General features: G+C 72.0%; 13 protein-coding genes. 8 read left to right on the forward strand and 5 right to left on the reverse strand.

Features of this window, described 5'->3' with window-relative positions; all coding sequences use genetic code 11:
• The 3 genes from ABZZ20_RS17935 to ABZZ20_RS17945 all read left to right on the forward strand — a co-directional run.
• On the forward strand, nucleotides 1-1,404 hold a 1,404-nt coding region (locus tag ABZZ20_RS17935; protein ID WP_356870491.1), incomplete at its 5' end, for a tetratricopeptide repeat protein.
• A 173-nt stretch (nucleotides 1,405-1,577) separates the two neighbouring features.
• Nucleotides 1,578-1,808: a hypothetical protein gene (locus tag ABZZ20_RS17940; protein WP_356870493.1), complete on the forward strand. Its 231-nt coding sequence runs from the start codon at nucleotides 1,578-1,580 to the stop codon at nucleotides 1,806-1,808.
• A gap of 280 nt (nucleotides 1,809-2,088) precedes the next feature.
• On the forward strand, nucleotides 2,089-2,832 hold the full coding sequence (locus ABZZ20_RS17945; protein WP_356870495.1) for a class I SAM-dependent methyltransferase: 744 nt from the start codon (nucleotides 2,089-2,091) through the stop codon (nucleotides 2,830-2,832).
• 112 nt (nucleotides 2,833-2,944) lie between these two features.
• Here ABZZ20_RS17945 and ABZZ20_RS17950 read toward each other — a convergent pair whose 3' ends face one another.
• Entirely contained in the window at nucleotides 2,945-4,558 is a 1,614-nt protein-coding gene (locus tag ABZZ20_RS17950; protein ID WP_356870497.1) for a FadD3 family acyl-CoA ligase, read from the reverse strand.
• Between the two features lie 86 nt (nucleotides 4,559-4,644).
• Between ABZZ20_RS17950 and ABZZ20_RS17955 the strand changes: the two genes are divergently transcribed.
• The 3 genes from ABZZ20_RS17955 to ABZZ20_RS17965 all read left to right on the forward strand — a co-directional run bounded on the left by ABZZ20_RS17955 (nucleotide 4,645) and on the right by ABZZ20_RS17965 (nucleotide 7,089).
• Nucleotides 4,645-5,796 carry a lipid-transfer protein gene (locus ABZZ20_RS17955; RefSeq protein ID WP_356870499.1) on the forward strand — a complete coding sequence of 384 codons (1,152 nt, stop codon included), beginning with the start codon at nucleotides 4,645-4,647 and terminating at the stop codon, nucleotides 5,794-5,796.
• Between the two features lie 94 nt (nucleotides 5,797-5,890).
• Nucleotides 5,891-6,316 (forward strand): OB-fold domain-containing protein, encoded by a 426-nt coding sequence (locus ABZZ20_RS17960; RefSeq protein WP_356870894.1) that lies wholly within the window; start codon nucleotides 5,891-5,893, stop codon nucleotides 6,314-6,316.
• Nucleotides 6,313-7,089 carry an enoyl-CoA hydratase/isomerase family protein gene (locus ABZZ20_RS17965; protein ID WP_356870501.1) on the forward strand — a complete coding sequence of 259 codons (777 nt, stop codon included), beginning with the start codon at nucleotides 6,313-6,315 and terminating at the stop codon, nucleotides 7,087-7,089. The genes ABZZ20_RS17960 and ABZZ20_RS17965 overlap by 4 nt, the downstream gene beginning before the upstream one ends.
• A 25-nt stretch (nucleotides 7,090-7,114) precedes the next feature.
• Here the strand turns inward: ABZZ20_RS17965 and ABZZ20_RS17970 are convergent, their stop codons facing one another.
• Nucleotides 7,115-7,576 carry a hypothetical protein gene (locus tag ABZZ20_RS17970; protein WP_356870503.1) on the reverse strand — a complete coding sequence of 154 codons (462 nt, stop codon included), beginning with the start codon at nucleotides 7,574-7,576 and terminating at the stop codon, nucleotides 7,115-7,117.
• Nucleotides 7,577-7,728: 152 nt separating this feature from the next.
• Between ABZZ20_RS17970 and ABZZ20_RS17975 the strand changes: the two genes are divergently transcribed.
• Entirely contained in the window at nucleotides 7,729-8,211 is a 483-nt protein-coding gene (locus ABZZ20_RS17975; RefSeq protein WP_356870505.1) for a hypothetical protein, read from the forward strand.
• A gap of 130 nt (nucleotides 8,212-8,341) precedes the next feature.
• Here the strand turns inward: ABZZ20_RS17975 and ABZZ20_RS17980 are convergent, their stop codons facing one another.
• From ABZZ20_RS17980 to ABZZ20_RS17990, 3 genes are all read right to left on the reverse strand, one after another.
• Nucleotides 8,342-8,836 (reverse strand): peptidylprolyl isomerase, encoded by a 495-nt coding sequence (locus ABZZ20_RS17980; protein WP_356870507.1) that lies wholly within the window; start codon nucleotides 8,834-8,836, stop codon nucleotides 8,342-8,344.
• A 57-nt stretch (nucleotides 8,837-8,893) separates the two neighbouring features.
• Nucleotides 8,894-11,305, reverse strand: coding sequence for a PQQ-binding-like beta-propeller repeat protein (locus ABZZ20_RS17985; RefSeq protein ID WP_356870509.1), 2,412 nt, complete (start codon nucleotides 11,303-11,305; stop codon nucleotides 8,894-8,896).
• Between the two features lie 205 nt (nucleotides 11,306-11,510).
• Entirely contained in the window at nucleotides 11,511-12,311 is an 801-nt protein-coding gene (locus ABZZ20_RS17990) for a VOC family protein (protein WP_356870511.1), read from the reverse strand.
• A 378-nt stretch (nucleotides 12,312-12,689) separates the two neighbouring features.
• On the opposite strand from ABZZ20_RS17990, the gene ABZZ20_RS17995 reads away from it, so the two are divergent.
• A complete protein-coding gene (locus ABZZ20_RS17995) occupies nucleotides 12,690-13,337 on the forward strand; it encodes a TetR family transcriptional regulator (RefSeq protein WP_356870513.1) in 648 nt (215 codons plus the stop codon).
• Nucleotides 13,338-13,384 lie beyond the last annotated feature (47 nt).

Consider the following 13,384-nt stretch of genomic DNA (forward strand, 5'->3'; position numbering starts at 1 on the left):
GGCGACCTCGCCGTCAAGGCCACCTTCGAGCTCGGCTACGGCCAACTGGAACCCGCCCAGCAGCGCGCGTTCCGCCTCCTCGGCCTCGCCGACGGGCCCGACGTCTCGCTGACTGCGGCAGCCGCCGTACTCGACCGGCCCGAGCACGACACCGAGGACCTCCTCGAAGCTTTAGTCGACTGCTCCCTCCTCGAATCGGCGGCGCCGGGCCGCTACCGCTTCCACGACCTGGTACGCCTCTACGCGCGTGCCTGCGCCGAGCGCGACGAGCAGCCGCCGAGCGAGCGCGACGCCGCCCTGGACCGCCTCCTGGACTTCTACCTCGCCACCGCCTCCGCCGTGTACGCGGTGGAACGGCCCGGCGACCGGCTTCCCGCGCACCTGTCCACCACCCACTACCCCGGCCTGCGGTTCACCGAGCCGCGGGCGGCCCTGGACTGGCTCTACGCCGAGGCGGACCCGCTGCTGGCCTGCGTCCGGCAGGCCGCCGTCCGCGGGAGCGGGCAGGCGGACGTACTGCGTCGGGCCGTGGACCTGCTGTGGGCGGCGAAGGACCTCGCCGAGTCCGGGGCCAACTCCAAGCAGTACGAGTCCTCCGCAGTGACCCTGCGCGACGCCGCGCACGCCGTGAAGGACCCGCACGCGGAGGGCCGGGCCCGTACCGCCCTCACCAACGTCCACCTGGTCGCCGGCCGGTTCACCGAGGCCGACGACGAGGCGCGGCAGGCCACGCTGCTCGCCCGTGAGGCCGGCGACCCGCTGCCCAGCTGCTGGGCACCCAACGACCGCGGGATCATCGCGCTCTACCAGGGCCGGTACGCAGACGGGGAGCAGTACCTGCTCCAGGCCATCGAGAACTTCCGCGCCGACGGCAACCACATCGGCGAGGCCAGCGCCCTGTGCAACCTCTCCCGGATCCATGTGGAGTTGGGGCGGCTGAGCAGCGCCATCGACCTGGCGGAGCAGGGCATCGCCATATACGACCGGATGGGCCTGACCCTGCGCCTGGCCAACGGCCGTTACGCGCTGGGCATCGCCCTCACCCAGGCCGGCCGGCTCGCCGAGGCGCAGTCCCAACTCACCGAGGCGCTGACGCTCTTCCGCGACAACCGGCAGCCGCTGTGGGAGGGCGTGACGCACTTCCGGCTCGCGGTCGCCCACCTGGCCGCCCACCGGCCAACGCTGGCCGCCGCGCACGCCGAGCAGGCCATCGCGCTGCGCGGCATCGGCGGGGAATGGCGGCGGGCGACCGTACTGACGGTGCTCGGCAAGGCCTTGCGGCGACTGGGGCAGCGGGACCGGGCACGGGTGTGCTGGCGCGATGCGGAGACCATCTTCGTCCAGCTGAAATCGGCCGAACTGACCGAGGTACAAGCCCTGTTGGCCTCAGAAATAGCGGCCTGAGCTGCACCGACGGGCCGATGAACGAGGCATTCATCGTTCGTTTATCGCCGGCGTCCACCATAGGGACATCGACTCACCGCGTCGGGGGGCGCGAGAGTCGGCTGGAGGACCACCCGTTCGGCGGTCCGCGGGGGAATCGCCGAACGGGCCCGACCCATCCATCAGGAGAACCGATGACGACGAACGAGAACATCCTGCCGAACGACGGCGACATCAGGCCGCTCGACAACCACGCTTCGGGCATCGAGATCAAGCCGCTCGACAACCAGGCGGGCAGCACGGGCGTCGACATCACGCCGATGGACAACCACGCCTCCGGCATCGAGATCAAGCCGCTCGACAACCAGACCTCGGGCGAGGAGATCGTGACGCTGGACAACCACGCGTCCGGCCCGCGTCCGTAGGACGTCCCACGGGGGATACGGGGGACGGTCCCACGGGGGGACACGGGGGACCAACGGGGGGATACGGGGGACGGTCCCACGGGGGGACACGGGGGATACGGGGGAACCAACGGGGGTCACGGGGGACCACGGGGGGGACCACGGGGGAGCACAACAAGGACGGCGGTCGCGGTGGCCCGGAGGGGGAGCCACCGCGACCGCCGTCGCATGCCCGCGCCCCGGCGCGGGCGCGGGCGCGCTACGGGAACGCCGCCGGCCGTCCACTCACTAGGCTGAGACCGTGTTCACCTCACAGGGACCGAGCCTCCGCGAGCTCGCCGTACAGGCCCTCTCGTCCGTCGAGCGCGGTTACGACCTGCTCTCGCCCACGTTCGACCAGACCCCCTTCCGTACGCCCGACCGCATGCTCGACTCCGTCGAGGAGACGCTCGCCCAGTACGAGGGGTCCTTCGGGTCCGGACTGGACGTGTGCTGCGGTACCGGCGCCGGACTCGGCATGCTGCGGCGGCTGTGCCGGGACCGGGTGACCGGAGTGGACCTGAGCGCGGGGATGCTGGCCGAGGCCGAGCGGGCGCACGGCGAGGACCGCGCGGGCCTCGCCCGCGTCGATCTCCTGCGTGCCGATGCGCGGGCGCTCCCACCCGCACTCACGGACACGTACGACCTGGCCGTCAGCTTCGGCGCCTTCGGGCACTTCCTCCCGGCCGAGCGGCCCGCCCTCTTCTCCGGAGTCCACCGCGCCCTGCACCCGGGCGGGCTGTTCGCCTTCCCGATCGGGGCGCCGATCCCGCCGACCTCCCCCGTGTGGTGGGCAGCAGCGGGCTTCGACGCCGTGATGCGGGTGCGGAACGCCGTGTGGCGTCCGCCTTTCGTCATGTACTACCGGACCTTCCCGCTGGGCGGGGTACGCGCGGACCTGCGGGCGGCCGGCTTCACGGTGGAGACCGTCCCGCTGGAGCACTTCGGCCGCCGCGACGACGGGACCCCGCGCTGGCGGCTGGTCCTGGCCAGGCGGCTGCACTGACGTACGCCGGCCAGGCGCACCGGGGCCGGGCCGGGGCCGGCCGGGCCGTGGGTATCGGCCGCTCCGCTGTTGGTGAACCCGACGTGCCGTGCCGGCACTTCCCCCTCCGGGCCTACTGTCCGCTGCGCAGCTCCCGTTTCAGAACCTTTCCGCTCGCGTTGCGCGGCAGCTCGGCGACGAACTCCACGGAGCGCGGGACCTTGTAGTTGGCCATTTCCCGGCGGGACCAGGCGATCAGGTCGTCTGCGGTGAGGGTGGCGCCGGGGCGGCGCACCGCGTACGCCTTGCCGACCTCGCCGAGGCGCGGGTCGGGCACGCCGACGACGGCGACGTCCGCGATGTCCGGGTGCAGGCCGAGGAGTTGCTCGATCTCGGCGGGGTAGGCGTTGAAGCCTCCGACGATGTACATGTCCTTGATCCGGTCGGTGATGCGCAGGTTGCCGTCGGCGTCGAGGACCCCTACGTCGCCGGTGCGCAGCCAGCCCTCGGGGGTGATCGCCCCGGCGGTCTCGGCCGGGTCCTCGAAGTACCCCTGCATGACGTGGTGGCCGCGGACCCACACCTCGCCGGTCGTGCCGGTGGGCCGGGCGCGTCCGTCCTGGTCGGCGACGATCACCTCGGTGTCCGGGATGGCCCGTCCCGAGGTCGAGGCGATGACCTCGGCGGGATCGCTGCGCCGGCACATCGTCACGATGCCGCCGGCTTCGGACAGCCCGTACGCCGTGAGGACGGTGGTGATGTGCAGTTCGCCGCGCAGCCGTTCGACGAGGCTGAGCGGGACCACGGCCGCGCCGGTGACGACCAGGCGGAGGGCGGACAGGTCGTGGTGGTCGCGTTGGGGGTGGTCGAGGAGCGACTGGTGGAGGGTGGGAGGTCCGGGAAGTACGGAGATCCGCTCGGCGGCGATGTTCGCGAGGACGGTGTCCACGTCGAAGACGGGCTGCGGGACCATCGTGGCGCCGCGCATCAGGCAGGCGATGATGCCGGCCTTGTAGCCGAAGGTGTGGAAGAAGGGGTTCACGATCAGGTAGCGGTCGCCTTCGCGCAGGCCGGCGAGCTCGCTCCAGACGGCGTAGCAGCGCAGGGACTGGGCGTGGGTGATGACGGCGCCCTTGGGGCTGCCGGTGGTGCCGGAGGTGAAGATGATGTCGGAGGGGGCGTCGGGGCGGATCGACTCGGCGCGCTCGCGTACGGTCCCGGCGCTGACGCCGTCCCCTCCGGCCAGGAAGTCCTTCCAGGTGCGGAAGGACTGCGGGGCGTCCTCGGCCAGGACCACGACCTGGTCGAGGTGCGGCAGCCCCGGCAGCGGACCACGGCCCTCCCCTTCGGCTGCGGCCCGGCGCAGGGAGGCGACGTACGAGGTGCCCAGGAAGGTGCCGGTGACGAACAGGAGCTTGGCCCGGCTGCGCCGCAGGACGTACGCCGCCTCCGATCCCTTGAAACGCGTGTTGAGGGGGACGAGGACGGCTCCTGCTGAGACGGCTCCGAGCGCGGAGACGATCCAGTCCAGGGTGTTGGGGGCCCAGACGGCGACCCGGTCCCCCGGCTCGACCCCGGCGGCGATGGCTGCGGCGGCGGCTCGTTCGACGCGTTCGCCGAGCTGCGCGTAGCTGATCCGGACACGCCCCTCGACGACGGCCTCGCGGTCGGCGTACTGCACGGCAGCCGCACGCACCAGTCCCGCGATGGTGCCCCAGCGCAGATCCCCCCGCACGTCTTGCGTCATCGCACACCCCTCCCAGTAGCTGACTAACCGTCAGATTAGCTGTAGCCTTCGCGGCTGTCAGCACTGGCGCAATCCCGGAGGTGGCGATGGCGGCAACACTCAAGGACGCTACGGCGATAGTCGGGATCGGCCAGACCGCCTTTGCCAAAAGACTCCCCCAGTCCGAGAAGGAACTGGCCTGCCGCGCCGTTCTCGCCGCCCTCGCGGACGCCGGGATCGCCCCCTCCGAAGTGGACGCCTTCTCCTCGTACACGATGGAGGAGACCGATGAGGTCGAGGTCGCCAAGGCCATCGGTGCCGGAGACGTCACCTTCTTCTCCAAGATCGGCTACGGCGGCGGGGGTTCCTGCGCCACCGTCGGCCATCTCGCCGCCGCCGTCGCCACCGGGCAGGCGAGCGTCGGCGTCGCCTGGCGCTCGCGCAAACGCGGCTCCGGCCCGCGCCCCTGGAAGAACACCACCGTCCAGCTGCCCACCCCCGGCCAGTGGACGCGCCCCTTCGGCCTGCTGCGCCCCGCCGACGAGATCGGCATGCTGGCGCGCCGCTACATGCACGAGTACGGCGCCACCCGCGAGCACCTCTTCAACATCGCCATGGCCTGCCGCAACCGGGCCAACGAGAACCCGGCCGCGATGATGTACGAGCGCCCGCTGACCCGCGAGATGTACATGACCTCCCGCATGATCAGCGATCCGCTCTGCCTCTTCGACAACTGCCTGGAGACCGACGGGGCATTGGCCTGTGTGATCGTGAGCGCCGAGCGGGCCCGGGACTGCCGCCAACGGCCCGTGTACATCCACTCCGTCGCCCAGGGCCTGCCCGCCCAGCACCACGGCATGGTCAACTACTGGAACGACGACCCGCTGTCCGGTCCGGCCTGGACCGCAGCCCGCCACCTGTGGAAGCAGTCCGACCTCGGACCCGAGGACGTGGACGTGGCCCAGATCTACGACGCCTTCACCCCGCTGATCCCGCTGTCCCTGGAGGGCTACGGCTTCTGCGGACGCGGCGAGGGCGCCGCCTTCACCGAGGGCGGAGCCCTGGAGATCGGCGGCCGGCTCCCGATCAACACCGGCGGCGGCGGCCTGTCGGAGGCCTACGTGCACGGCTTCAACCTGATCACCGAGGGCGTCAAGCAGCTGCGCGGCACCTCCACCGCCCAGGTGCCGGACGCCGCCACCTGTCTGGTGACCGCGGGCGAAGGTGTCCCGACGTCCGCGATCCTGCTGCGAGCCTGAGGAGCGAGCGACCATGGCCACTACCGCCGATGCCCACGCCCATGCCCATGCCGACGCCGGTGCCGGTGCCGACCCGGATGCCGCCGCGGACGGCCTGCTCCTGCCCGTCCCGGACGAGGACGGCGCACCGTTCTGGGAGTACGCCGCCCGGGGCGAACTCCGCGTCCAGGCCTGCGCCGCGTGCGGCCGGCTCCGCTTCCCGCCGAGACCCTGCTGCCCGCACTGCCAGTCCTTCGACTCCGAGTGGCGGTTGACGAGCGGCCGAGGCCGCATCTGGTCGTACGTCCGGCCGCATCCGCCACTGCTCCCCGCGTACGCCGCGCAAGCCCCGTACAACGTGATCCTCGTGGAGCTCACCGACGCCCCCCACATCCGCCTCGTCGGGAACCTGGTCGCCTCGGCCGACGCCCCGCTGGACTCGACGGACCCGGCCCGGTTGCGCATCGGCGCCCGGGTCCAGGTGGTGTTCACCGAGACGGGCGGGATCACCGTGCCGCGCTGGATCCTGGAGAAGTCTTGACCGTACGGGTGGAGCGGGACGAGGCGAGCGGGGTCGCGGTCGTCGCCCTGGACCGGGAGCACCGGCACAATGCGATCGACCTGGCGACGGCCGCCGAACTGATCGAGACGTGGCGGGAGTTCCGGCATGCCGAAGACGTCCGCGCAGTGGTCCTGACGGGGGCGGGCACGGCCGCCTTCTGCACGGGCATCGACCGTGGCGTCACGGTCGCGCAGCCGACGTCCCCGTACTCGGTCGACGATCCGCTGCTCTCGATCGGCCCGAAGGCGAACGACCTGTGGAAGCCCGTGGTCGCCGCCGTCAACGGCATGGCGTGCGGCGGGGCCTTCTACCTGCTGGGCGAGTCGGAGTTCATCATCTCCTCCTCGACCGCCACGTACTTCGACCCGCACACGACGTACGGGATGGTCAGCGCCTACGAGGCCGTGTACATGGCGCAGCGGATGCCGTTCGGGGAGGTCGCCCGGATGTCCCTGATGGGGACGGCCGAACGGCTCTCCGCACGGCGGGCGTACGAGATCGGCCTGGTCTCGGAACTCGCGGCGCCCGAGGAGCTGCTCCCGGCGGCCCTGCGGGCGGCGCAGACCCTGGCCGGGTATCCGACGGAGGCGGTGCAGGGCACCGTCCGGGCCCTGTGGTCGGCGAAACAGGCCGCACTGCAGCAGGCGCTGGCCCAGGCCCCTGCGCTGATCACGCTGGGGAACCTGCCGCCGGAGCGGCAGGCGGAGCTGTTCGCCGGGCGCCGGCGGGCGCCGGATCCCCGGGTGCGGTAGGTCCGGTGCGGCTGGTGCGTACGCGCTAGCCGATCCGGCCGACGGTGCAGGTCTTCACGTCCGCGGCCTTGTCGCCGTGGACCATCGTGGCGGTGACGGTCTGGGTCTCGCGGGCCTTGAGGGTGACCCGGACGGAGGTCCGGTCGACGACACCGGACGCCCCTTCGAAGGTCAGCGGGACGTCGACGGTGCGCTGCACGTCCACGTCGGAGGTCACCTTGAGGACGGCCTTCGGGCTGCCGGGGCCGGCGCAGGTGACGACCTGGGCGTGCGCGGGCGGTCCGGCGCTCTTGCTGGGCGACGACGTCGAGCTGCCGTTGCTGTTGCCGTTGCTGCTGTGGCTCTTCTTCTTCGAGCTGGAGCAACCACCGCCGCCGCTGCCGCTGCTGCTGCTCTTCCCGCCGTGGCCGCCGGACGAGAAACCGGTGAGCGCGAAGACGACGGTGACGAGCACCGCGGTGAACCTGATACGACGTCCAGCCACCATGGCCCGAACCCCTCCCCTGGACAACGGCGCGCCACGCTACCACCACACGAATGAACCAATCGGTTCAGTACGTCCGGCAGGAGCCCCGCGCTGGTGCAGGTGACCGCCCCGGCGTAGCGTCGGGGTCAAGGCCCCTACCCGGAGGTCCGGGCATGATGCGCAACGTACTCGGCTCCGTCCTGGGTCTCATCGGAGCGGCGGCCGCCGTCCGGAGCCCCTTCCGTGCCTGGTACGACGGCCGTCCCGGACGCGACTACCGCATCCAGGACCTGTTCACCGGCGCCGGCGTCACCGACGCCGGCGCCGCGCTGCTGGGCTCGATCCTGCTGCCGTTCCTCGTCGCCGCCCTACTCGTCCTCGGCGCGATCGTGGTGCGCTCCCGGCTGCTCATGGCCTGTGCCGGAATCGTCGTCCTCGGGTTCACCGTGCTCTGGACGGTCCGGCAGGGCCAGGCCGCGGGCAGCATCGCGGTCGGCAGCGAAGGCCAGGGCATCGGGGACGGCGTCGCCAGCGCCTACGGCGCCGGCGCCCTCATCCTGCTCGGGGCGGCCGTCATGAGCGGCCGTCCCACCCGCAGCTCTCCGCAACGGGTGGCTCCCGAGGTCCCTCCCGAGGTCCCTCCCGACGGACCATAGCCACCGGATCCACCGGACAACCGGCCGTGACGCAGCGGTGGACGGTGGCACGGCTGTGGCCCACATGGCGGCGGCCCCGGCCCCCGTGAAGGGGGCGGGGCCGGCCAGCCGTGTGCGGGCGGGGGTGGGATCAGGCCTCGACGACGCCCGAGGCCGCAACCTCGATCTTGCCGCGAGTGGCGCCCGAGGGGGTGCCGAGCTTCTCGATCTGGTCCACGATGTCCTGGCCCTCGACGACCTCGCCGAAGACGACGTGCTTGCCGTCCAGCCACGGGGTGACGACGGTGGTGATGAAGAACTGCGAGCCGTTGGTGTTGCGGCCGGCGTTCGCCATCGACAGCAGGTACGGGCGGTCGTGCTTCAGCGTGAAGTTCTCGTCGGCGAACTTCTCGCCGTAGATGCTCTTGCCGCCGGTGCCGTTCTGGTTGGTGAAGTCGCCACCCTGGAGCATGAACTGGGGGATGACGCGGTGGAACGGCGAGCCCGCGTAGCCGAAGCCGTGCTGACCGGTGGCCAGCTCGCGGAAGTTCTGCGCGGTCTTCGGGACGACCTCGTCGAAGAGGTTGAAGACGATGCGGCCGGCGGGCTGGCCGTCGATGTTGATGTCGAAGTAAACGTTGCTCATGGGGTCCATCCTGTCACTCCCGGTGCCGTGCGCGACTCGGCGGGGCCGAAATCGCGCTCAGCCGGACGTACGGGTCCCCGTGCCCTTGGCCGCGTCCAAGGCGTACACGCAGCGGTCCTTGCTGCATGCGTAGACCACGCCCGCCTCGGCCACCGGCGCGCCCGTGATCTCCCCGCCGGTGGCCAGCTTCCAGCGGAGCTGGCCACCCGCCGCGTCCAGGGTGTACAGACAGTGGTCGGCGGAGCCGAAGTGCACCCGGCCGTCCGCGACCGCCGGCGGGCCGGTGATCTCGCCGCCCGCGGCGAAGCGCCACTTCGGGGTACCGGTGACCGCGTCGAGCGTGTACAGGGCACTGCCCGCGCCCAGGTGGACGTTGCCGTGGGCGACCATCACCGGGTCCGCGGACGGCCGCGGCTCGGTGGCGATGCGCCAGCGGTCGTTGCCGGTGACGGCGTCCAGGGCGTAGACGGTGCCCAGGTAGTCCGCGAGGTAGACACCGCCGCCGGTGACCGCCGCGCCCGGGGCGAAGGCCGGGGCGGCCAAGAAGACCGCGGGGGCCTCGAAGTGCCAGCGGACCCGACCCGAGGCCCGGTCCACGGACAGCACGCGGGTGCCGGCGGCGACATAGACGTTGCCGTCCGGGGCCGGGGTGACACGGACCGGGACGTTGCCGCAGGAGGCGGCGTCACCGACCGGGTACGACCAGGCCTCGCGACCGGTACGGGCGTCCAGGGCGCGCAGCCGCGCGTCCTGCCACACGTACACCGTGCCCTCGTGCAGGACCGGGGCACCTTCCGGGGTCTCGAAGTCGCTCTGGGCGCCGGTCAGCTCCCACAGCTTCTGGCCGCTCGACGCCTCCCAGCCCTGTACGCCGCCCCCGCGCGTGGCGGTGACGACTGTGCCCCGGTCGGCGCGCAGCGCGTACACCCAGGCCTCGGTGGACAACCGCCACCGCTCGGCGCCGTCGGTGGCGTCGAGCGCGTAGAGGGAAGGGCCGTCCGAGGCGTGGATGCGGCCGTCCGCGACGGCCATGGACCAGGCGACGTCGCGGGTCTTGAACTGGCGGCGGCCACTGGCCACGTCCAGGGCGTGCACCTCGAAGGAAGTCACGTAGAGCAGGTCGCCGGCAACGGTCGGCGTCCCCCACACCTCGTTCGACATGCGGAAGCGCCAGGGACGCCAGCGACCGCTGTCCGGGCCGGTGCCGGGGGTCGGCACCACCGACGACGGCGAGGCCGAGGCGCCCGGAGCCTGCGGGGCCGCAGCGGAGCCGCCCGGCGGGCGGACCCAGCCGGTCGCCGAATCCACTGCCGGGGTGTGCGCGGCAGGGGCCGACGCGGTCGCGCGCGGCCCGGGCCCGATCGGCACCGGGGAACCGCCGAGGCGGACCGGCTCGCCGGAGGGCGCGGGGGACACCGGCCTCGGCGGGTGGTGCGGGCGCTGCGGTACGGCCTGACCGGTCCGCGGGTCGATCCAGGGGTCGACGCCCCCGCGGGGCTCGCGGCGGTGCGTGGCGGGTTCGGCCGGGCGGCCGGCGGGGCGGCCGGGCGACGGGACCGGGGCGGCCGGCGTGCGCTGCCCCGCCCGGCGGGCCTCGATCATCGCGACGGCCCGGCCGGGCAGCCATGCCGAGGCGGTGCCGCTGTCGTCACCGCCGTCGAAGAGGTGCGGGGCCAGCTGCGCCTGGAGGTCGGCCGGGGTCGGGCGCTGAGTGGCCTCCATCTGCATGCAGGAGTCGATCAAGGGCCGCAGTTCGTCGGGCAGCCCCTCCAGGTTGGGCTCGTCCCGCAGCAGCATGAACACCGTCTCCACCGGGTTCGCCCCGTGGTACGGCGGATGCCCGGTCGCGGCGAAGACCAGCGTCGAGCCGAGCGAGAAGACGTCGCTGGCGCCCTTGACGCTGCGCGAGTCCTTGGCCTGCTCGGGCGACATGTACGCGGGCGTGCCGACGGCGACGTTCGTCATGGTCAGGCGGGTGTTGGAGACACCGCTCGCGATGCCGAAGTCGATCACGCGCGGACCGTCCTCGACGACGAGCACGTTGGACGGCTTCAGGTCGCGGTGGACCAGGCCGGCGCCGTGGATGGACTGCAGCGCCTCGGCGATGCCGGCGGCGAGCCACCGTACGGCCTGGGCGGGCATCGGCCCGCACTCGTTGACGATCTCCTCCAGGGAGGGCGCCGGTACGTACGCGGTCGCCAGCCACGGCACGGCGGCCCGTGGGTCAGCATCGACCACGGCAGCCGTGTAGAAGCCGGACACCGCGCGCGCCGCCTCCACCTCACGGGTGAAACGCACCCGGAACAACTGGTCCTCGGCGAGCTCGGTCCGCACCGTCTTGATCGCCACCCGGCGTCCGGATGCCGACCGTGCGAGATAGACCAGCCCCATGCCGCCGGCGCCGAGACGTCCCAGCACCTCGAAGGGGCCGATCCGTCTCGGGTCGTGCTGCGTCAGCTGCTCCACCACTCGCCTACACCTCCCCGTACGGGCCGTTGCCCGGCCCGTTTCCACCTGCACGCGCGCCGGCACGGCGGTCGGCCCCGTGCAGCGTCTCACCCCGGGCGCCGCCCGGGGTCGCGCAACCCCGATTCTGTCAGGCCCGCGCCGAGGCCGTGTCGTCACAGTCCGCGCCGGGCGGCCGGACCTGCGATGCCCGTGGCCCGGCGGTCCGCTACCCCACCGGCTTCGTACGGGACTCCGACAGCAGCGCGAACACCGCTCCCTGATTGTCCGCGACGACCGCGATCCTCCCGTACGTCGTGTTGAAGGGATCCTCGGTGACCCGGCCGCCGAGCCGCCGCACGACCGCGATGGACTGGTCGACGTCCGGGACGGCGAAGTACACGAGGAAGTGCGCCGGCATGATCTCCGGGAACGCGTCGGTGATGAGGCTGCGCCCCATGATGGCGGTGGCGGCTCCGGGCGCGCTGCCGGGCGGGGACCACAGTCGGTACTCCACGCCCGTGCCGGCGTCGTCCTGGTCCTCGGGGACGTAGCCGAAGACGTTGGCGTAGAACACGTCGACCGCGTCGCGGGCCCGTGTGTACAGCTCGGTCCAGCAGTACGTGTAAGGCTCCTGCTGGGCCTCGAAGCCGTGGTGGGTGCCGGGCTGCCACAGGCCGAAGACGGCCCCACCGGGGTCGGCGGCCAGCCCGGCCGCGCCGTACGGGCCCACGGGCTGCGGGTCCATCACCATCTGGCCGCCGGAGGCGCGGATGCGGGCGGCGCACGCGTAGGCGTCCGAGGTGTAGAGGTAGACGCCCCAGACGGTGGGCATGCGGCCGTCGGGCTTGGGGGCGAGGGCGGCGACGTTGCGGCCACGACTGTAGGCCTGGGTGTAGTGGCCGTACTCGGCGCCCGCGCTGTCCCCGAAGGTCCACCCGAAGAGCTCGCCGTAGAAGCGCTTGCCCGCCTCGACGTCCGGAAGCGAGGCATCCACCCAGCAGGGTGTGCCTTCCGCGAATGCGGCCATGGCCCGTTTCCTTCCGTTGTGCGGGGGTGTGTACCCTCCGTACGCTCCCGCAGCGCTGTCGGCGATGCCCCCCTCGGGCCATGATCTGCCCGAAAACTTGTCCACAGCCTGTTGATAAGACTAATCGGGGGATATTGCGAGGAAGCGGGCACCCCACCGCAAAGAGGTGACCGGGGCGGCCCCGAGCCGGGATCCGCACCGAATCCACCCGGTATTCGCACCCCGTCCGCCCCAGATGCACCCGGAACCTGCACCTGACCAGCAGGAACCAGCCACTCGCAAAGCCCCCGAAGTGACGTTCGCCCAGGCCAGGCCTTCCGTAACCCCATTTGCAGGCGGCCGAATCGCGCGCAGATCACCCCTCGGTAAGCTGACGGCATGACAGGACAAGTACGCACCGTCGACGGCCGCGTGGCCGGCCGACGCGGTCAGGCGACGCGGCAGAAGCTGCTTGACTGCCTCAGCGAAATGCTCAGCTCCTCGCCGTACCGCGACGTCAAGGTGATCGACGTCGCCCGCAAGGCCGGCACCTCCCCCGCGACCTTCTACCAGTACTTCCCGGACGTCGAGGGCGCCGTCCTGGAGATCGCCGAAGAAATGGCCACGGAGGGCGCGCAGTTGACGGCGCTCGTCCAGGGCCGCAGCTGGGTCGGCAAGGCCGGCTGGCAAGCGGCCGAGGAACTCGTCGAGGGTTTCTTGGACTTCTGGCGGCGCAACGACGCGATCCTGCGGGTCGTCGACCTCGGAGCGGCCGAGGGCGACAAGCGCTTCTACAAGATCCGCATGAAGATCCTGAACTCCGTCACCAACTCCCTCACGGAGTCGATGAAGGAGCTCCAGGCCAAGGGCAAGGTCGACAAGGACCTCAGCCCGGCGGCCATGGCGGGATCGCTGGTCGCGATGCTGGCCGCGGTCGCCTCGCACCAGAAGGGCTTCCAGACCTGGGGCGTCAAGCAGGCCGAGCTCAAGCCGAACCTGGCGCTGCTCGTCCACCTGGGCATCACCGGCAAGAAGCCGACCAAGTAACGGCGGACCCGCCCGGGTCCGCCGCCCCCGCAGCCCCGCAGGCTGCT

Origin of the sequence: Streptomyces sp. NPDC006430, from assembly GCF_040612395.1 — a bacterium.
Taxonomy (GTDB): domain Bacteria; phylum Actinomycetota; class Actinomycetes; order Streptomycetales; family Streptomycetaceae; genus Streptomyces.

Excerpts from the sequence above, each read along its gene's own strand:
- ABZZ20_RS17940 (WP_356870493.1), top strand. The coding sequence starts at position 1,578 with ATGACGACGAACGAGAACATCCTGCCGAACGACGGCGACATCAGGCCG.
- ABZZ20_RS17950 (WP_356870497.1), bottom strand. The coding sequence starts at position 4,558 with ATGACGCAAGACGTGCGGGGGGATCTGCGCTGGGGCACCATCGCGGGA.
- ABZZ20_RS17955 (WP_356870499.1), top strand. The coding sequence starts at position 4,645 with ATGGCGGCAACACTCAAGGACGCTACGGCGATAGTCGGGATCGGCCAG.
- ABZZ20_RS17970 (WP_356870503.1), bottom strand. The coding sequence starts at position 7,576 with ATGGTGGCTGGACGTCGTATCAGGTTCACCGCGGTGCTCGTCACCGTC.
- ABZZ20_RS17975 (WP_356870505.1), top strand. The coding sequence starts at position 7,729 with ATGATGCGCAACGTACTCGGCTCCGTCCTGGGTCTCATCGGAGCGGCG.
- ABZZ20_RS17980 (WP_356870507.1), bottom strand. The coding sequence starts at position 8,836 with ATGAGCAACGTTTACTTCGACATCAACATCGACGGCCAGCCCGCCGGC.
- ABZZ20_RS17990 (WP_356870511.1), bottom strand. The coding sequence starts at position 12,311 with ATGGCCGCATTCGCGGAAGGCACACCCTGCTGGGTGGATGCCTCGCTT.
- ABZZ20_RS17995 (WP_356870513.1), top strand. The coding sequence starts at position 12,690 with ATGACAGGACAAGTACGCACCGTCGACGGCCGCGTGGCCGGCCGACGC.